The sequence below is a fragment of the Streptomyces sp. Act143 genome, from assembly GCF_003143935.1.
Taxonomy (GTDB): Bacteria; Actinomycetota; Actinomycetes; order Streptomycetales; family Streptomycetaceae; genus Streptomyces.
In genome coordinates, this window is record NZ_QFRX01000001.1 from 3,423,481 (window position 1) to 3,442,636 (window position 19,156).

Annotated in this window: 15 protein-coding genes; 4 read left to right on the top strand and 11 right to left on the bottom strand. The window is 72.0% G+C overall.

All coding sequences use genetic code 11. From position 1 onward, the window contains the following. The coding region (locus DI272_RS15145) for a carboxyl transferase domain-containing protein (protein WP_309221659.1) at positions 1–303 on the bottom strand (303 nt) is incomplete at its 3' end. Between the two features lie 154 nt (positions 304–457). After that, entirely contained in the window at positions 458–2,791 is a 2,334-nt protein-coding gene (locus tag DI272_RS15150) for a polysaccharide lyase 8 family protein (RefSeq protein WP_109495879.1), read from the bottom strand. Positions 2,792–2,926: 135 nt separating this feature from the next. On the opposite strand from DI272_RS15150, the gene DI272_RS15155 reads away from it, so the two are divergent. Beyond that, positions 2,927–3,481: a YceI family protein gene (locus DI272_RS15155; RefSeq protein ID WP_109495880.1), complete on the top strand. Its 555-nt coding sequence runs from the start codon at positions 2,927–2,929 to the stop codon at positions 3,479–3,481. 268 nt (positions 3,482–3,749) lie between these two features. Beyond that, positions 3,750–4,535 (top strand): serine protease, encoded by a 786-nt coding sequence (locus tag DI272_RS15160; RefSeq protein WP_109495881.1) that lies wholly within the window; start codon positions 3,750–3,752, stop codon positions 4,533–4,535. A 117-nt stretch (positions 4,536–4,652) separates the two neighbouring features. On the opposite strand, the gene DI272_RS15165 is transcribed toward DI272_RS15160, so the two are convergent. Then, positions 4,653–6,035, bottom strand: a complete 1,383-nt coding sequence (locus DI272_RS15165) for a hypothetical protein (RefSeq protein WP_109495882.1) — start codon at positions 6,033–6,035, stop codon at positions 4,653–4,655. A gap of 34 nt (positions 6,036–6,069) precedes the next feature. Then, the gene (locus DI272_RS15170; protein ID WP_109495883.1) at positions 6,070–9,075 is read right to left on the bottom strand and encodes a glycoside hydrolase family 3 N-terminal domain-containing protein; all 3,006 of its coding nucleotides are present in this window, start codon (positions 9,073–9,075) and stop codon (positions 6,070–6,072) included. Positions 9,076–9,573: 498 nt separating this feature from the next. On the opposite strand from DI272_RS15170, the gene DI272_RS44495 reads away from it, so the two are divergent. Further along, positions 9,574–9,735: a hypothetical protein gene (locus DI272_RS44495; protein WP_181387190.1), complete on the top strand. Its 162-nt coding sequence runs from the start codon at positions 9,574–9,576 to the stop codon at positions 9,733–9,735. An 8-nt stretch (positions 9,736–9,743) separates the two neighbouring features. Further along, entirely contained in the window at positions 9,744–10,217 is a 474-nt protein-coding gene (locus DI272_RS15180; protein WP_258314569.1) for a hypothetical protein, read from the top strand. Between the two features lie 6 nt (positions 10,218–10,223). Here the strand turns inward: DI272_RS15180 and cimA are convergent, their stop codons facing one another. From cimA to ureA, 7 genes are all read right to left on the bottom strand, one after another. Next, a complete protein-coding gene (gene cimA, locus DI272_RS15185; RefSeq protein ID WP_109495885.1) occupies positions 10,224–11,828 on the bottom strand; it encodes a citramalate synthase in 1,605 nt (534 codons plus the stop codon). 310 nt (positions 11,829–12,138) lie between these two features. Continuing rightward, positions 12,139–13,458: a PD40 domain-containing protein gene (locus DI272_RS15195; RefSeq protein WP_109495887.1), complete on the bottom strand. Its 1,320-nt coding sequence runs from the start codon at positions 13,456–13,458 to the stop codon at positions 12,139–12,141. A 46-nt stretch (positions 13,459–13,504) separates the two neighbouring features. Next, positions 13,505–14,791, bottom strand: coding sequence for a PD40 domain-containing protein (locus DI272_RS15200; protein ID WP_109495888.1), 1,287 nt, complete (start codon positions 14,789–14,791; stop codon positions 13,505–13,507). A gap of 236 nt (positions 14,792–15,027) precedes the next feature. After that, positions 15,028–15,630 carry a TetR/AcrR family transcriptional regulator gene (locus tag DI272_RS15205; RefSeq protein ID WP_109495889.1) on the bottom strand — a complete coding sequence of 201 codons (603 nt, stop codon included), beginning with the start codon at positions 15,628–15,630 and terminating at the stop codon, positions 15,028–15,030. A gap of 59 nt (positions 15,631–15,689) precedes the next feature. Further along, complete coding sequence (locus DI272_RS15210; RefSeq protein WP_109495890.1) at positions 15,690–16,721, bottom strand: agmatine/peptidylarginine deiminase; 1,032 nt, start codon at positions 16,719–16,721, stop codon at positions 15,690–15,692. A gap of 9 nt (positions 16,722–16,730) precedes the next feature. Then, on the bottom strand, positions 16,731–18,443 hold the full coding sequence (locus tag DI272_RS15215) for an urease subunit alpha (protein ID WP_109495891.1): 1,713 nt from the start codon (positions 18,441–18,443) through the stop codon (positions 16,731–16,733). Beyond that, entirely contained in the window at positions 18,440–19,138 is a 699-nt protein-coding gene (gene ureA, locus DI272_RS15220) for an urease subunit gamma (RefSeq protein WP_109495892.1), read from the bottom strand. The genes DI272_RS15215 and ureA overlap by 4 nt, the downstream gene beginning before the upstream one ends. Positions 19,139–19,156: the final 18 nt, after the last annotated feature.

Here is a 19,156-nt window from a genome sequence, read left to right on the forward strand (position 1 = left end):
GACGAAGACCGTGCGGCCCTCCACCGTGCCCCAGCCGGTGATGACACCGTCGGTGTACGGCTTCTTGGCCTCCAGACCGAAGCCGACCGCACGGTGCCGGCGCAGCTGCTCGACCTCCTGGAACGACCCCGGGTCGAGGAGGAGTTCGATGCGCTCCCGGGCGGTCAGCTTGCCCTTGGCATGCTGCGCCTCGGTCGCCTTCTCACTCGGTCCGGCCAGTGCCTGGGCGCGGATCTCGTGCAGCTCGGCCACTCGTCCGCGTGCGTCCGTCGGCTCACCCGGCGCGTCATCCAAAACGGTCATGTAGTGACCTTACGAAGCACGGCAAGGAAAGCGGGCCGTCGACTCCGTACAGTCTCCGGCCCGTTTTCCTGGTACCCCTGAACAGAACCTGAGCGGCATGCAGCCGTTCCGACTGCTCAGGGGGCGTCCCGCTTGTAGGGGTCGCACAAAGCGCTCAGCCGAGAGCCACCTCACATTCGTGTGTGGCGCATGCCCTCCCCGGAGTGACGCGCAGGCGCAGCCGGCGGCCCGTGCCGAGGATCTCGACCGAGTCGTCGGCCCGCAGGACGTTCTGTACGGGGTGGTCCCAGGTGATCTCCAGCGGCTCGCCCGTGCGCGGCGGCTCGCTCACGCAGAGGGTAGCGGCGCGGCCCCGGCGGCGGACGAGCACGCTCGCGCCCGCGGAGGCGGTGAGCGGTCCCGCCGTACCGGCCCGCCAGAAGACGGCCGCCGTCAGGCCGAGGGAGGGGACACGGACCGCTTGCCGGGTGCTGTCGTTGGCGAGGACCGACAGCCAGTGCCGGTCGACGGCGCGCAGGGCGGTCTCGTGCCGGCCGGCGCCCGGCAGCAGGAGATAGAGGTACGTGGCGTCGACCGGGTCGGTGCCGTGGTCGAGCCAGAGGGTCTGCCAGCGCCGGGTGGCCCGTTCCGTCGTGCTGGTGGTGTTGATGTCGGACCAGGCGCCGGTGCGGTCCTCGCGGAGGGCGCGGAGTTCGCCGTACGGCACGACGTAGCCGCCGTGGCCTTCGAGGTGGGCCCAGCCGTGGCCGCGTACGAAGGTCTGGGTGCCGTTCTCGCCGAGGTTGCGGTTGTCGACGACCGTCTCCACCGGCACGCCGTCGGCGCAGGTGATGCCGGCGCCCAGGCAGATCACGGCGTCGTCGACGCAGAACCAGGACTTGCGGGCCTGGAGGGTGGAGCCGAGGCCCTTCAGGTGCTGGCCGATCGCGGCGTACTCGCCGTCGGTCGCGCCCCCGACCCAGCGCACGTCGGGTCTGGGTTCGCCCCATTCGCCGCCGGCCTTGTCGGGCAGTCGGCGGGTGGAGACCGTCGTACCGGGGAGGCGGTACCAGTCGACGGTCGGCCAGTACCAGTCGGTGTACTGGCCGCCGTTGCCCGCGGCCCACCAGGAGAGCATGCCGGCGCCCGTGTGCCAGCCGCGCGGGTTCTCGCCGTTGCCGCACTCGTAGTGGGCGATGCGGTCGCTGGCCATGGCGATGTTCGCGACGAAGCGGGGGCGGCGGTGGACGGCGCGGTCCATGGCGGCGAAGAGGTGGTGGCCGACGGGGGCGGGGACGGCGGGCACCGGTGACTCCGCCACGGCCCGGAGCCGGGCCAGGTCCGCCACGTCGAACTGACGTGCCGTCAGGACGGGTGTCACGGTGTCCCGTTCGATCCAGTCCTTGACCCGGCCGTACCAGCGCTGTCGCTCCGCCGGGCTCGCGCCGGCCGCGAGGAGGGTGATCGCGGCGATGATGCCCTGGCCGTGGAAGTGGTCGCTGCGCATCACGTGCCGGTCGTCGCTCTTGAGGTGACCCCGGCTGATCGCGCGGCCGTTGACGCTGTCCATCATCAACCCGTCGTGGATCAGCGGCGCGTAGGCATGCTCGACGCTGTCGAGGACGATCTGCCGGTTCGGGTCGGTCACCTCCCACTCCGATCCCGCGAGGAGGGCGAAGAGGCGCCCCAGGCCGTCGAGGAGGACCTGGCCGTAGGTCCCCGAGTAGGCGACCCAGGTGTGCTGGACGAAGGAGCCGTCGGCGTAGGGGCCGTCGCCTCGGGTGACGTACGGGAAGACCGGCGAGAGCGCGTCGCGGGCGAGCGCGAGGCGGTCGGGGGCGCGGCCGAGGATGCCGCGCAGGGCGACGGACCGGCACAGGTCGACGCGGTTGGCGCCGGTCGAGATGCCGGAGTAGTCGGTGAGCACGGCGTCGGGGATGAAGTGGTCGACGGCGGCGCAGGCCGCGGCGCGCCGGTCCTCGGTGAGGTGGTCGTGGAGGGCCAGGGCGGTGTCCATCAGCAGGCGGGGGCTGCCGATCTGCCATTCCCACCAGTTGCCGTAGCGGGTGGTGGCCGGGCTGTAGACGGTGGCGGAGAGGTGGTCGAGGCCGTGCACGACGTCCGCGAGGAGGGTTTCGTCGCCGGTGGAGCCGGTGCCGGGCTGGAGGCAGGCCTGCGCCATGGTCCACAGGCGGCTGTAGCTCTGGGTGATGCCCGAGGGCGGGTCGTAGGGGCGGTCGGGCCAGAGGGAGGTGGCGGTGGGGGCCATGGCGGCGCGGAAGGCGCGGGCCAGTTCGCCGGTCTCGGCGAGGCGGGAGGCGTAGGGCTCGGCGGTGGGGTCGTAGCCGGTGCCGAGGGCGATGCCGAGCCAGCGGAGGCGGAGCGCGGTGTAGGGGTCGGCCTCGACGGCGGCCACCCGGCTCAGCGAGGTGTCGGTGGCGACGAGGGTCGCCGCGAGTAACAGGGCTCTGCGGGTGAGTCTCCTGGAGGCGCCGTGACGTGGGTTCATGCCCTGGGCATCTACCACCTCGGCGTCACCACGCCAACACATTGCGGATGATGTTGAAACTTGAATGGAATAGGTCTACCGTCATCCGTGTTGGGTAGTTCAACGTTCAACTTACTCACTCCGAAGGAGCACACCATGGCGACCACCGACCTGACCGCCCTGACCGGTGACTACACGATCGACACGGCCCACTCCACGATCGGCTTCACCGTCCGCCACGCCATGGTCACCAACGTCAAGGGGAAGTTCGGCGACTTCAGCGGCTCGCTGCACCTCGACGGCGGCGACCCGTCCGCGTCGTCGGCCTCCATCGACGTCAAGATGGAGAGCATCGACACCGGCTCCCCCGACCGTGACGGCCACCTCAAGAGCGCGGACTTCTTCAAGATCGACGAGTTTCCGACCATGACCTTCCGCTCCACCAAGGCGGAGTCCCTGGGCGGCGACGACTACCGCATCACCGGCGACCTGACCATCCTCGGCACCACCAAGCCGCTCAGCATCGACCTGGAGTTCAACGGCGCCGCGAAGGACCCGTTCGGCAACGAGCGCGTCGGCTTCGAGGGCAAGGCCGAGATCCTGCGCTCGGAGTGGGGGCTGACGTGGAACGCCGCGCTGGAGACGGGTGGCGTGCTGGTCTCCGACAAGATCAAGCTGCACTTCGACATCTCGGCGATCAAGAACGCGTGAGGTTGCCGCGGCGGCGCCGGTGAGTCCTCGGGACTCGCCGGCGCTTCGCGCTGTGCTGCCGTCGATCCCTCCGCGGGCGCCCCCGGGACGCGCGGCCCGGGCGTGGCCGGATCGCACCCCTTGCCCCGGGCCTCACAGCGTTCTCATAATCCACCGACAGATTTGACTTGCCCATGTCACTCAATGGGCACTTCTTTGCTGTGCTGCCTGGCATGTGCACGTCACTTCTGTGATCCGAGCACTTCCACCCCCCACGGAAGGCATCACGTTGAAGAGACTCCTCACGGCCCTCAAGAGATGCGCGGCCCTCGGTGCCGCCGCCCTCGCGATCGCCAGTCTCCAGCCCGTCTCGGCCGCGCAGGCGGCCCCCGCGCCCGTCGTCGGCGGAACCCGGGCCGCGCAGGGCGAGTTCCCGTTCATGGTCCGGCTCTCCATGGGCTGCGGCGGGGCGCTCTACACCCAGCAGATCGTGCTGACCGCCGCGCACTGTGTGAGCGGCTCCGGGAACAACACGAGCATCACCGCGACCGCCGGGGTCGTCGACCTCCAGTCGACCAGCGGGCGGGTGCAGGTGCGGTCCACGAAGGTGCTCCAGGCACCGGGCTACAACGGCACCGGCAAGGACTGGGCGCTCATCAAGCTCGCGCAGCCGATCAGTCTGCCGACGCTGAGGATCGCCACGAACACGCAGTACAACGCCGGTGACTTCACCGTTGCCGGGTGGGGTGCGGCGCGCGAGGGCGGGGCCCAGCAGCGGTATCTGCTGAAGGCCACGGTGCCATTCGTTAGCGACGCCACCTGCAAGGCGTACGGCGGGTCCTACGGCGACCTGGTCGCGAGCGAGGAGATCTGCGCCGGGTTCGCGTCCGGCGGCGTCGACACCTGCCAGGGCGACTCCGGTGGGCCCATGTTCCGCAAGGACGACGCCGGGGCCTGGATCCAGGTCGGGATCGTCAGCTGGGGCGAGGGGTGTGCGCGGCCCAACGCGCCCGGCGTGTACACCGAGGTGTCCACGTTCGCCTCGGCGATAGCGTCGGCCGCGTCGACTCTCTGACGGCGGCTGCTTCCCGTACGGCCTGACACGGGCCCGGCGTGTGGTGCGCCGGGCCCGTTTCGGCGCGGGAAGGCAGTGACCGGACCTGGGTCGAGAGGCGAGGCCCCCGTCCCGTCCTCAGAACCCGCCCCCGAAGTCCCCTCCCCCGCCCCCTCCGAAGTCGCCCCCGCCGCCGAAGTCCCCGCCCCCGAAGCCCCCGCTGAAGTCGTCCGAGTCGAAGTTCGCGCCCGAGATGTCGCCGCCCTCGTAGCCGCCGTAGGCGTCCGTGCCGAAGTCGCCGTAGCCCGTGCCGTAGTCGGTCGCGTAGGCGGGGGTCGCCATCATGCTGCCCAGGACCGTGCCGACGAGGAGGCCGGGGAGGATGCCGCCGCCGAAGTAGCCGCCCGCCCAGGGGCCGTACGCCGGGCCCGCGTCCCAGTAGGGGCGGCGGCCCGCGTCCGTGTCGACCTCGCGCATCACCGGGTCGCGGCCGTCGGCGAGGCGGGTGGCGTCGGCGGCGCAGACCGGGACCTCGCGCGGGGTGCCGGACGGGGGCGTCCAGGTGGCGTCCGTGACCGAGGGGCCGTGGCGGGGGTCGAAGAAGCAGGGGACCCGTCGTTCCGGGAGCGGTCGGCCCTCCCGGCGGGCCGCCAGTTGGGCGAGGGAGAAGCGGCCGTCCTCCAGGGCCTGGGTGACCGCCCGCACCTCTTCCGGCCTGCGCACCTCCGCCATCAGGCGCTTCGCCTCCTCGTAGGCGTCCAGGGCGCGCTCGTAGTCCGCGCGCATCGCGTCGTCCGCGCCCTGCTCGGCGGGGTGGAAGTCGAGGCGGTCGAGTTCCTCGCCGAAGGCGGTGATGTCCTCGTCGACCACCACCCGCAGCTTCTCCAGCGCCGCCCGCTGCTCCTCCGCGTGGCGCCGCCGGTTGCGGCGGACCAGGGCGTACCCGCCCGCCCCGCCGGCCACCAGCACCGCGCCCACCGTGATCAGCGCGGCCGTCGGGACGCCTCCGTCGTCCGGGGAGGAGCCCCAGCTCGCCGGGGCCGTCCCGCCCAGATTCGCCAGCGCCCGGCCCGTGAAGTCGTTCAGCTGGGTCGTGGTGTCCTGCTCGCCCTGGACGCTCGTCACCAGGTTGCGCACCGCGGAGCGGGAGAGGACGGCGGAGTCGGCGCGCGCGTCGAAACGGTCGCCGAGGCGGATCGCGTACAGGCCGGTCACGCCGGTGGCGGTGCGCAGGTTCCGGAACAGGTCCTGCGTCGGGTAGCCCGCCGGCAGGACCGCCACGAAGAGCGGCTTGTCCGCGTCCTCGATCTGCCGGGTGAGTGCGGCGGCCGCCTCCGACGGCAGTTGTCCGGATGCCGCCGGATCGACGTAGACCGGGCTCTCGCGCAGCGCCTCGGCGATCGTCGAGACGCTGGTCGCCGCGGAGGCGGACGGAGCGGCCGGCCACAGCGTGGTCAGGACCGCCAGCACCAGGGCTGCCAGCAGTCCCGGGAGGCTTCGGGTCCGTGCGGCGGACTTCATACTTCGAAGCTACCCGAAGCCTCCCGTAACGGCCTCAGCCCGCCGTCGCCCGAAATGCCTCGGCCAGCTTCTCCACCGCCTTTCCGTACCGCCCGGTCAGCAGCAGGTGGTCCGCCTCCGCGAAGGGCTTCGCCAGCGCCGCCGTCACCGGCCGCTGCTGCACGATCAGCCGCGCCCTGGTCACCAGGTCCCGGCCCGCCTCGTCCGCCCCGGCCTTCTCGGCCACGGCCGCCGCGACGGCGAGGGCCTTCAACGTCGTCGCGCCGCCCTCGGGGACCCTGGTCAGGGTCGTCAGACCCCAGCCGTACGGGAACTGCGGGTCGTACGTCGCGTCCCCCACGTTGATCGGCAGCTGCGCCTCCGACTTCGGCCAGGTGACGGGGAGTTGCCCGGTGAAGGGCCGCCTGCCGTAGAGCACGTCGGCGACTCCGGCGCCCTCGGTGCCGGGCAGCCAGGACGCCACCAGGGCGTCGATCGCGCCGAGCCGGTCGCCGATGAGCTGCGGGCGTCCCGAGACGAGCAGCACCGCGCACTTCATGGCCGCGCACACCTTGTCGACCGCCGCCTTGTCGGCCGCGGACAGCTCCAGGTCGTGGCCGTTGCCGACGTCACCGACACCCTCGGCGTACGGGGTCTCCCCGACGACGACCACGCCGACGTCGTAGCCGGTCGTGGGCGCGGAGGCGTCCTTGGAGTACGTCACGTCTCCCCCGGCCTCGCGCAGGCCCTCCAGGATCGTGGTGCCGGGGACGATGTCGCCGGAGGAGCCCTGCCAGGTGACGGTCCAGCCGCCGGACTGGTTGCCGATGTCGTCGGCGTCGGAGCCGGCGACGTACACCTTCTGGGACTTCTTCAGGGGCAGCACGCCGCCCGCGTTCTTCAGCAGCACCTGCGATTCGGCCACCGCCTGCCGGGCCACGGCGCGGTGTTCCGGGGAACCGATCCGCGCGGCGCCGCTCGTGTCGGCGTACGGCTTCTCGAAGAGGCCGAGCCTGAACTTCTGGGTGAGGATGCGGGAGACGGCGTCGTCGATCCGTGCCTCGCTCACCCGGCCGGCCTGCGTCTCGGCGACGAGCGCGGTGCGGAAGTCGCGGTAGGCGTACGGGGCCATGACCATGTCGATGCCGGCGTTGACCGAGGTGCGGACGTCCGAGGTGTAGTCGCCGGGGATCTGGTTGATGCCGTCCCAGTCGCTGATGACGAAGCCGTCGAACCCCATACGTGATTTGAGAATGCCGTTGATCATGTCGCCGCGGGCGTGCATCTTGACGGGGCCGAGGCCGTCGCCCACCACGTCGAGGGAGGAGTACGACGGCATGACCGTGCCGACGCCGCGGTCCACGGCGGTCTGGTAGGGGGCGAGATGGATCGCCTCCAGTTGCTGCCGGGTGACCGTGGTGACGCCCTGGTCGATGGTGTAGGTGCCGGTGGTGGAGGAGCCGTAGGCGGTGCCGCCGTCGCCGACGAAGTGCTTGGCGGTGGCGAGGACCTTGTCGTCGTCCTTCAAGTCCGCGCCGTTCCGGGCGCCTTGGAGGCCCTGGATGATCGTCTCCATCGAGTCGACGAGGGCCGGGTCCTCGCCGAAGGACTCGTAGGAGCGGCCCCAGCGTTCGTCGCGGGTGACGCAGAGGCAGGGGGCGAAGTCCCAGGGGATGCCGGTGGCGCGGACCTCGGCGGCGGTCACCGCGCCGGTGCGCTGGGCGAGTCGGGGGTCGCGAGTGGCGCCGAGGCCGATGTTGTGGGGCATGACGGTGGCGCCGACCAGGTTGTTGTGGCCGTGGACGGCGTCGACGCCGTAGATGAGGGGGATCTGGAAACGGGTCGCCTGCGCCCGGAGCTGGAAGGAGTCGATCATCTTCGCCCAGGCCTCGGGGGTGTTGGGCGTGGGGGTGGAGCCGCCGCCGGAGAGGAGTGAGCCGAGGGCGTAGGCGGCGATGTCGCCGCCGGTCCCGACGGCTCCGCGCTCGGCCTGGGTCATCTGGCCGGCCTTCTCCTCCAGGGACATCCGCGAGAGGAGGTCGGCGACGCGCCGCTGCACGGGCAACCTGCTGTCGAGGTACGGCAGTCCGTGGGCGTCGATGACGATCTGCGGGGTCTCGGCGGGGGGCTTGGCGCCGGTGACGGTGAGCTTGAGCGGGATGGTCTCGGCGGCCTCGGCGTCCCGGTCCTTCGCCGTCCGGACCTCGATCCTCCGTGTCGTGCCGGATGCGGTGCCCGCGGGGAAGGTGAACTCGCCCTCGACAGGCGTGTAGTCGCCGGTCGAGGCGCTGCCGCCCACGGTCGCGTAGGCGACGGTCACGGGCTCGTCGAGGGGGGCGGAACCGGTGGTGGCGACGGTGACCGCGACGGAGGCCGTCTTGCCCTCCTGCACGGGGTACACGGCGGCGTCGGTGAGGACGTTCGCGCGCAGGGATTGATCGGCCTTGCCGTACAACTCGACGCCGTCCATGGCGAACCGGCCGGGTGTGCCGACGGGCAGGGTGACGGCGTACCCCCAGGTCTCGGTGAGGCCGAGGACGTGGTCGATGCCGCCGACGGGCTGGTAGTCGGTGCGGTACACGAAGTCGGTGAAGGGGATCTCGATCTGTTTCCAGCCGCTGAAGTCGTCGGTGAAGGAGGTCGTCCAGAGCTCGGAGGCCTCGCCGTTGGCGCCGCCGTCCTTCAGTTCGAAGGCGATCTTCTTGCCGTTGTCCTGGCCTTCCCACCAGAAACGGATGCCTTTGTGGGCCGACCAGTCGTGGGCGGGCTCGGCGAAGGCGAAGTCGTGGGTGAAGCCGCCGTAGCCGCTGATGTCGTAGGTGCCGGAGAGGACCTTGCCGCCCTCGGGGGCGTCGTCCCGCGCGTCGAGTCGGAGAGCCGGCGGGTCGTCGGTGTCGCCGCCCCAGGTGAAGAGGCCGCCCTCCGGCGGGTTCGCGAAGGGGACTTCGCCCTCGAAGCGGTCGACGGGGACCGGGGCGGGATCGTCGGCGGCCTGTGCGACCACGGCCGGCAACAGGGCCGCCAGCAAAGTGGCGGAGGTGAGCAGGGCGGTTCTTCGCATGGAGCTTCCCCCTTGGCTCGCGTGGGTCTCATCGTCCACTCATGACTTACCTCACGCCGTGAGTTAAATGGTGCCCCGCGAGCCCGTCAAGGCATCGCGTCAGCCATTCGGGCTCCCGGGGCGCACCTTCAACTCTCGCCCTCACCAGGCATGTTGTACGACCGCAACGAGACCGGTGCCGAACGGTGGTGGTGCGGGCGCATGCCGGATGATGTCGTCGGTACGACGGTGGAGGGGGCGGGGCGTGCGACGTGTGGAGGTCACAGTGGCGGGTGCGGTGGCCGGGAGGCTGCTGCTGAGCGGGTGCAGTCCGGCGCAGCTGTCGCTGGTCGGCGTCTGGCCGGACACGGACGGCCGGGGCCACCGGGCCGCGAACGGCTGGACGGCACCGGCCGTGCCCGCGCTCGCCGACACGACGTTCCCGCTCTTCACCCCGCCCGGCACCTGGCACCCGGAGACGGTCGGACCGCGGCGGATGCTCTCCGGCGCGGCTGCCACGTGCAGTTCACGGCGTACGAGCACAAGGACTTCGTGGACTACGTCGGGGAGGTCACCTTCCGGGGCGAGGACCTGGCCGCGCCGGCGGCCGGTGAAGTCCGGACGGACGGGCGGGCGATGAGCCGGGAGGACTTCGACGAGCTGGTGGGGGACGGGTGTTGAGGCGGCGGGTGGCAGCTCTGGCGGGTGCCGTGGCGGGGGCGTTGCTGCTCGGTGGGTGCGCGGCCGTCGACCTGCCGTTGGCGGCGGTGCGGGTCGGCGCGGACGGGCGGCCATGGGCGCTGATCCGGCCGTGCGGTGACGACAGCTACCGGGAGCCGGATCTGGAGGGCCGGGCGGGCCGTACCGAGGCGGGTGCCGTCGCCTCGGGGTGGAGCACGGACGGCGAGGCCGAAGGGGACGACGAATTCCCGCTGTTCGCGCCGCCGCCCGCCTGGAAGGCCCGGCCCGTCGGCGCCCAGCGGCTGCTGCCGGACCACACCTACGTCCTGGCCTTCGGCCACTACATCACCGGGGACTCGTACAACGGCATCGTCAGCTTCACCGCCGCCGACCTCACCGCCCTGAAGCCCGGCCAGGTCTGGGCCGACGACCGCCCCATGAGCCTCGGCGAGTTCGAGGAGCTCGCCGAGGACTCGTGCTGAGCGGGGTTACTCGGCGGGGGTGACGCCCGCTCGGAGCAGGCCGTAGGTGTACGCGTCCTCCAGGGCCTGCCAGGACGCGGCGATGACGTTGTCCGCCACGCCCACCGTGGACCACTCGCCGGAGCCGTCCGAGGTGGAGATCAGGACGCGGGTCGTGGACTGGGTGCCGTGGACGCCCTCCAGGATGCGGACCTTGTAGTCGACCAGGTCGAGCTTGGCCAGCTGCGGGTAGATCTTCTCCAGCGCGACGCGCAGGGCGCGGTCGAGGGCGTTGACCGGGCCGTTGCCCTCCGCGGTGGCGACGATGCGCTCGCCCTTGGCGAAGAGCTTGACCGTGGCCTCGTTGGCGTGGCTGCCGTCGGGGCGGTCCTCGACGATCGCGCGCCAGGACTCGACGGCGAAGTACTTCAGCGGCCTGCCCTCGACCTCACCGCGCAGGAGGAGTTCGAAGCTGGCGTCGGCGGCCTCGTAGGTGTAGCCCTTGAGCTCGCGCTCCTTGACCCGCTCCACGACCCGGCCGACCAGCTCGCGGTCGCCGCCGAGGTCGACGCCGAGTTCCTTGCCCTTCAGCTCCACCGAGGCGCGTCCGGCCATGTCGGAGACCAGCATCCGCATGGTGTTGCCGACCAGCTCGGGGTCGATGTGCTGGTACAGGTCGGGGTCGACCTTGATGGCGGAGGCGTGCAGGCCGGCCTTGTGGGCGAAGGCCGAGACGCCGACGTAGGGCTGGTGGGTGGAGGGGGTGAGGTTGACGACCTCGGCGATCGCGTGGGAGATGCGCGTCATCTCGCGCAGCTTGCCCTCCGGCAGCACCTTCTTGCCGTACTTCAGCTCCAGCGCCGCCACCACCGGGAACAGGTTGGCGTTGCCGACCCGCTCGCCGTAGCCGTTGGCCGTGCACTGGACGTGGGTGGCGCCCGCGTCCACGGCAGCCAGCGTGTTGGCCACCGCGCAGCCGGTGTCGTCCTGGGCGTGGATGCCGAGGCGGGCGCCGGTGTCGGCGAGGACGGTCGAGACGACGGCCTGGATCTGGGCGGGGAGCATGCCGCCGTTGGTGTCGCAGAGGATGACGACGGAGGCGCCCGCATCGGAGGCGGCCCGTACGACGGCCTTGGCGTACTCGGGGTTGGCGCGGTAGCCGTCGAAGAAGTGCTCGCAGTCGACGAAGACCCGGCGGCCCTGCGCGACCAGGTACGACACCGTGTCGCGGACCATCTCCAGGTTCTCGTCCAGCGTGGTGCGCAGGGCGAGCTCCACGTGCCGGTCGTGGGACTTGGCGACCAGGGTGATCACCGGGGCGCCCGAGTCCAGCAGCGCCTTGACCTGCGGGTCCTCGCTCGCCTTGGCACCGGCCCGGCGGGTCGCGCCGAAGGCGACCAGTTGCGCGTGCCTGAACTCGATCTCCGCCTGCGCGCGGGCGAAGAACTCGGTGTCCCGCGGGTTGGCGCCGGGCCAGCCGCCCTCGATGAAGCCCACGCCGAAGTCGTCCAGGTGCCGTGCGATGGCCAGCTTGTCCGCGACGGTGAGGTTGATGCCCTCCCGCTGGGCGCCGTCGCGCAGGGTGGTGTCGAAGACGTGGAACTGATCGTCGAGCTCGCTGGTTGCGGTCATGGTCTCAAGGCTCCTGAGGATGAAATCGCGGTCTGTACCGGAATGACCGGCTCCACCGTCCCCACATACTCCCTCGCGCTCTCGCCTCCGGCTGCGGGTGGGCCAGAAAAGCGAAAAACCTCTCGCGGGTGCGAGAGGTCTGCGCGCGGGTCGAGGACGACGGTGTCCGCCCGTACCTGGTCGTACGAGACGGTCACTGCGGACCGGCGCGCCTGCTGCCAATAATCATGGCGAACGAGAGCACGGGGGCAGTCTGGCACAAGTCGCCCCCGCGCTCACCGTCCGTCTCAGGATGCGAACCGTGCGCTGGTCACCGCAGGTGGCGTACGAAGCCGTCGGTGACCCCGTTGGTGTCGTCCGGCACCAGTTGCGTCGAGCCGGACGCGAGGCCGACCTCCTTGCCGCCGCGGGTCACGGAGTAGAGGGTGACGGACTGGTCCTCGACGGTGCCTCCGGTGGCCGACTGGCTGACCAGGCGGACCGAACCGGTGCGCAGGTCGCGCAGATAGACGTTGCCGACGCCGAAGTAGCCCGTGTCCCGGTTCCGCGGGGTCGCCTCGTAGGCGACGTACCGGCCGTCGGGGCTGATCTCGGGGCTCTGGGTGCCGAAGGCGGTCTCCGCGTCGTGGGAGATCCGCCGGATCTTCCCGGTGACCAGGTCACGGACGAAGACGTCCGTCTCCGTGCCGTTTGTGTCGTCCGGGACCAGGTCCGGGGCGCCGGAGCTGAAGGCGACGTACCGGCCGTTCGCGGTGAGTGAGGCATCGACGGCCATGACGGTGGTCGGGGTGCCGTCGGGGGTGACGTTCAGCTGCTGCCGGGTGCCCTCGCGGATGTCGTACGCCCACAGCGCCGAGCCCGGGCCCCGGTACTGGAGCTGGTTGTAGACGATGCGGCTGCCGTCGTCGCTGACGTCGTACAGGACGGACGTCCAGTCGGGGCGGGTGCGCTCGCTGACGCGTTTCACCGTGCCCGTCTCGCGGTCGAGGAGGTAGAGCATCCGGTAGCCGTTGGGGTCGTCGGCCTCCATGCGGTTGGGGCGGGCGGTGAAGGCGATCCAGCGGGCGTCGGCCGACATGGCGGCGCCGCCGGCGTCGACGGAGCGGCCGTCGAGCCCGAAGCTGAGCCGTTCGGTGGTGCCCGTGCGGCGGTCGTGCAGATAGACGTCGTCGACCCACTCCTCGGCGGGCGGCGGGGTGTCCCGGTGGACGAGGTTGCGGGCCTGGGAGGTGAACAGGACGTACCGGCCGTCGCGGCTGATGTCGAAGGAGGTGGACGTGTTGTCGGCCTGGGCGCCGTCCGAGCTGACGTTCACCCGCTCGACGGTGCCCTTGCGCAGGTCGCGGACGAAGACGTCCCGCTGTCCGTTGGTGTCGCCGGGCACCAGGTTGGCGGCCTCCGAGGAGAAGACCGCGAAGCGGCCGTCGGCGCTGAACTCCGGGCCGTAGGTGTAGCTGTCGCCCTGCTCTCCGGTGGGCGACACGGCGAGGCGTTCGGTGTGCGGGGCCCGGGCCGACGCCGGGGCGGACGACGCCGTGGTGGCGGACAGAGTGAGGAGGCCTGCGGCGATGCCGATGGCGAGTGCGGTGCGGGTGCGTGTGCGAGTGCGTGTGCGGGTGCTGGCGTACAAGTGCTTTTCCCCCTGTGCTGGTTCGGTCGGTGCCGGCTCGCGGGTCCTACGGTCGGTGCAGGCGCCGGGCGAAGACGTCCGCCACCCCGTTGGTGTCGTCCGGCACGAGGTTGGTGGCCTCCGAGGAGTAGGCGACCCGGCGCCCGCTCAGCGCGGTGCCGCCCGTCGCCGGGCCGTCCGCCTGGGTGCCGTCGGCGGCGGTGGCGACCCGCTCGATCGCGCCGGTCCGCAGGTCCTTCACGAAGACGTCGGCGACGCCGTTGGTGTCGTCCGGCACGAGGTTCGTGGCCGCGGAGACGAACGCGACCCGGCGGCCGTCCCCGCTCACACACGCCCCGGAACTCGCGCCGTCGCCCTGGGTACCGTCGGCGGCGGTGCTGACCCGTACGGTCGCCTGGAGCTCCCGGTCGAAGGCGAAGACGTCGGTGACCCGGTTGGTGTCGTCCGGCACCAGGGAGCGGACGTGGGAGGCGAAGGCGAAGACACGGGCGCCGGCGCTGAGCGACGAGTCGAACGACCCCTCCTTGTAGACGTACTTGGCGGGGCGGCTGACCTGTTCCGTCGTCCCCGTCACACGGTCGCGCACATACACGTTCCGGGCGTGGGTGTAGTCGTACGCCGGGTCGAGGCGGTCGGCCGACTCGAAGGCCACGTACCGGCCGTCGGCGCTCAGGGCCGCGCCGAGGGAGTCGGCGTCGCCGAGGGTGCCGTCCGTGCGGTACTGCACCAGTTCGTCGCGTCCGGTGCGACGGTCGTGGACGATCACGTCGTCCCGCCCGTTGGTGTCACCGGGCGCGGCGTCCGGGGCCGACGTGGTGTACGCGACGACACGGCCGTCGGCGCTGATGGCAGGCGAGTAGTTCAGCAGGTGGCGCGGCGGCGCGTCCGGGTGGCCGTGGCTGATGCGCTCGGTGCGGTGGGTGCGGCGGTCGACGAGGTAGATGTCGTCGAGGCCGTTGTCGTCGTCCTTCGTGAGCGCGGCGGCGGTGGCGACCACCACGCGGCGGCCGTCGCCGCTGAGCGCCACGTCCGTCGCCGGCCCCACGCCCACGCGTTCGGTGCGGCCGGTGCGCAGGTCGTGGACGAAGGCGTCGGCGACGCCGTCGGTGTCCCCCGGGACGAGGTCGGTGGCGGCGGACACGAAGGCGACGTACCGGCCGTCCGCGCTGAGCACGGGGCGGCCGGAGGCACCGTCGGCCTGACGGCCGTGGGTGTCCACGCTGACCCGTTCGGTGCGCTGCGCGGTGTGCGGGCCGGCGTGGGCCGGTAAGACGGTCACGGCGAGCGCGGCCACGACGGCGGCGCTCAGGGCGGTGCGGCGTGCGAGACGCATGGAAGATCCCCCCGGAATTCCCCTGCTGTGCTGCGGTTTCCCGCGCTTTCCCCTGCCTGCGAGGGAGTTCGGCGCGCACGGCGGACGAAGACCTCGCGGATGTCGTGGGTCTCGCCCTGCGCATGTCCCCCGTTGACACGGTTTCCCCCCGGCCCTGTGCCGAGGGCTCTCCACGAGGCAAGCGCATCACGAGGCCCAGGGCAATCCCCCGAATTGCGTACAACCCGGACGTGGGCTCAGGCGTCCGCGAGGAGCGCCTCGTCCAGGAACTCCCGTACGTGGCCGAGAACCTGCGCCCGGTCGGTGCCGCGCAGGCCGATCGCCACGTGGATGGAGAAGCCGTCGAGGAGCGCCCGCAGCCGGGCCGCGAAGCGGTCCGCGTCGACCGGCCTGAACTCGCCCCTCGACACCCCCTCCGCCAGCAGGGCCACCAGGTCGCGGTGCCAGGCGCCCTCGATGGCGGCCTGCCGGTCGCGGGCGTCGTCGGCGGCGTTCTGCGAGCGGTTCCAGACCTCCAGCCACAGGGTCCAGTGGGGGTCGCGGTGGCCGTCGGGGACGTACAGGTCGACGTACGCATCGAGCCGTTCCCGCGCGGGCCCGGTCCGTGCCAGCAGCCGGCCGCGCTCGGCGCCGAGCCGGCCCTCGCTCCACTCCAGGGTCTGCAGCAGCAGCTCGTCCTTGGAGCGGAAGTAGTAGAGGAGGTGGCCGCTGCTCATGCCGACCTCGCGGCCGAGCGCGGCCATGGTGAGCTTCTCCAGACCGCGGTCGGCGATCATCTCCATGGCCGCGGTGAGGATGCGCTCGCGCGGCGGGGCCGGGGTGCGGCGGGGGGTGGTCATGGGGCGGCCACCGGTACCGCGGCGGGCGGGAGCTGAGTCAGCACGTTCACCCGTACGTTCTACCTGACGCCCCGCTTCGGCTGCTGCTGGGTGATGCAGTGGATGCCGCCGCCGCCCGCGAAGATCGCCCGCGCGTCGACGAGGGTGACCGTCCGCTCGGGGAAGAGGCGGCGGAAGATGCCGGCGGCGCGTTCGTCGTTCGGGTCGTCGAAGCCGCACAGGACCACGCCGCCGTTGCAGAGGTAGTGGTTGATGTACGAGTAGTCGACCCAGTCGCCGTCCCCGTCCGTCAGCACCGTGGGCGCGGGGATCTCGACGACCTCCAGGCGGCGCCCCTTCGCGTCGGTCTCCCCGCGCAGGATCTCCAGGTACTCCCGCGAGCGGGCGTGGTCCGGGTGGGCCGGGTCGCGCTGGCTGTGCACGACCACGACGCCGGGCCGGGCGAAGGCCGCGACGATGTCGACGTGCCCCTGGGTGCCGTACGTGCCGTAGTCGCCGGCCAGTCCGTGCGGGAGCCAGATGGCCTTGGTGGTGCCGAGCCGGGCGTGGATCTCCGTCTCGACCTGCTCGCGGGTCCAGCCGGGGTTGCGCCCGGCGCCGAGCTGGACGGTCTCGGTGAGCAGGACCGTGCCCTCGCCGTCCACGTGGATCGCGCCGCCCTCGTTGACGAGGGGCGAGGGGTACGACGGGACGCCCGCGAGGTCGGCGACCTGTCCGGCGATCTTGGCGTCGTGCTCCCAGCGGGCCCACTCCTGCCCGCCCCAGCCGTTGAACGTCCAGTCCACGGCCGCGAGTTGCCCCTGCCCGCCGGTCACGAACGTCGGCCCGATGTCCCGCATCCACGCGTCGTCGAGTTCGCGCTCCACCAGCTCGACGTCCGGGCCGAGCAGTTCACGGGCCACCGCACCCTGCCCCGGCCCGTGCACCATCGTCACCGGCTCGAAGCGGCGCACGGCACGGGCGACGGACGCCCAGGCGGAACGGGCCTCGGCCAGCTCCTCGTCGTTCGTGAACGTCGGGTTGGGGCCGGGCCAGGCCATCCAGGTGCGCTCGTGCGGTTCCCACTCGGCGGGCATGCGGAAGTCGGTCATGAAGGAGTCCTAGAGGAAGTAAAGGCGGTTGAGGGACACGGACTCGGCGGGTTCCGAGTGCAGCGGCTCGCCGTCGAGGGTGACCAGGCCGGTGCGCTGGTCGACGTCGACCGCTCCGGTACGGGAGTTGCGGCGCAGGTCGGCCGGACCGATGCCGCGGGTGCCGCGGACGGCGACCCTGCGGCGGCGGGTCGGCATCGAGTCGTTGCCCTGGTCGACGGCGGCCTGCGCGACGAAGGCGACCGAGAGGTCGGCGGGGGTGGCGCCGTACGCCCCGAACTGCGGTCCGAGGACCAGCGGTTCGCAGGTGTCGGTGGCCGCGTTCGGGTCGCCGACGACCCCGTACGCCGGGAACCCGGCCTTCAGGACCAGCTGCGGCTTGGCGCCGAAGTACTCCGGCCGCCAGAGCACGATGTCGGCCAGCTTGCCGGCCTCGATGGACCCGACCTCGTGCGAAAGGCCGTGGGCGATGGCGGGGTTGATGGTCAGCTTGGCCATGTAGCGCAGCACGCGCTCGTTGTCGTGGTCGTCGTTCCCGGCGCCGAACTCGGCCTTCATCTTGCCGGCCATGGCGAAGGTGCGGCGGACGGTCTCGCCCGCGCGCCCCATGCCCTGGGCGTCGGAGGAGGTGATGCCGATCGCGCCCAGGTCGTGCAGCACGTCCTCGGCACCCATGGTCCCGGCGCGGATGCGGTCGCGGGCCATGGCCGCGTCGCCGGGCAGGTCGGTCTTCAGGTCGTGGACGGAGACGATCATGCCGTAGTGCTCGGCGACGGCGTCCCGGCCGAAGGGCAGGGTCGGGTTGGTGGAGGAGCCGATGACGTTCGGCACGCCCGCCATCTTCAGCACGTTCGGGACGTGTCCGCCGCCGCAGCCCTCGATGTGGAAGGCGTGGATGGTGCGGCCCTCCAGCACCCTCAGGGTGTCCTCGACCGACAGGCACTCGTTCAACCCGTCGCTGTGCAGGGCGACTTGGACGTCGTGCTCCTCGGCGACCCGCAGGGCCGTGTCCAGTGCCCGGGTGTGGGCGCCCATGTCCTCGTGCACCTTGAAGCCCGAGGCGCCGCCTTCCGCGAGGGCCTCGATCAGGGGCGCCTCGTGCGAGGACGAACCCCGGCCCAGGAAACCGATGTTGACCGGCCAGGCGTCGAAGGCGTTGAACGCGTGCCGCAGCGCCCAGGGCGAGTTGACGCCGACGCCCCACACCGGCCCGAACTCCTGCCCGATGACGGTGGTCACCCCGGACGCCAGCGAGGCCTCCATGATCCGCGGCGACAGCAGGTGGACGTGGGTGTCGACGGCGCCGGCGGTGGCGATGAGCCCCTCGCCGGACACGATGGACGTGCCGGTGCCGACGACGACGTCGACGCCGTCGAGGGTGTCGGGGTTGCCGGCCCGTCCGATCGAGCAGATCCGCCCCTCGCGGATGCCGATCGACACCTTGCGGATGCCCAGCACCGCGTCGATCACGACGACGTTGCTGATCACGACGTCGCAGGTCGCGCGGACGGCGGCGGCCTTGAGGTGCAGTCCGTCACGGGCGGTCTTGCCGAAGCCGGCGAGGAATTCGTCGCCGTGGCGCTGGGAGTCGGCCTCGACGCGGATCACCAGCCCCGAGTCGCCGAGCCGGACCCGGTCGCCGGCCCGGGGGCCGTGGGTGGCGGCGTACTCGTGCGGGGTGAGGCGCCGGGCCTCGGCCGGGTGGCCTCCGGGACGGCTCATCGGTCGGTCTCCTCGGTGCGTACTCCCAGATATCCGCAGGCGGCGGCCCTGCGCAGCGCTTCCTCGCGGGCGCCGGGCGCGTCCAGCGGCCCGTCCACGAGCCCGGCGAACCCGATCGCGACCCGGGCGCCCCCGATCGGCACCAGCCCGACCTCCAGCGACTCCCCCGGCCCGAACCGCACGGAGGAGCCGGCGGGGACGGCGAGCCGCAGGCCGTAGGCGGCGCCCCGGTCGAAGTCCAGCCGCGGGTTGGCCTCGAAGAAGTGGAAATGGGAGGTCACGGAGACCGGGACGGTCGCGGTGTTGGTGACGGTGAGCCGCACGACCGCGTCCGGGTCGGCATGCTCGGGCCCGGGCAGCAGCGCACCCGGCGCCTGATCGCCGAGGGTGCCGCCCCCGATGGGGTCGGAGACGACCGCGAGCCGCGAACCGTCGTCGAAGACGGCCTCGACATGCACTTCGGTGACGACGTCCGCGACGCCGGGCAGCACGTCGTCCGGCCCGAGGACGGACCGGGCGCGCTCGACGGCCTGGGCGAGCCGGGCGCCGTCCCGGGCGGCCTCGCACACGGTGTCCGCGATGAGCGCGGTGGCCTCCGGCACATTGAGCCGCAGCCCGCGGGACCGGCGGGCGCGGGCGAGCTCGGCGGCTCCGAAGAGCAGCAGCCGGTCGCGTTCGGTGGGGGTCAGCCGCATGTCACTCCTTCGATTTAG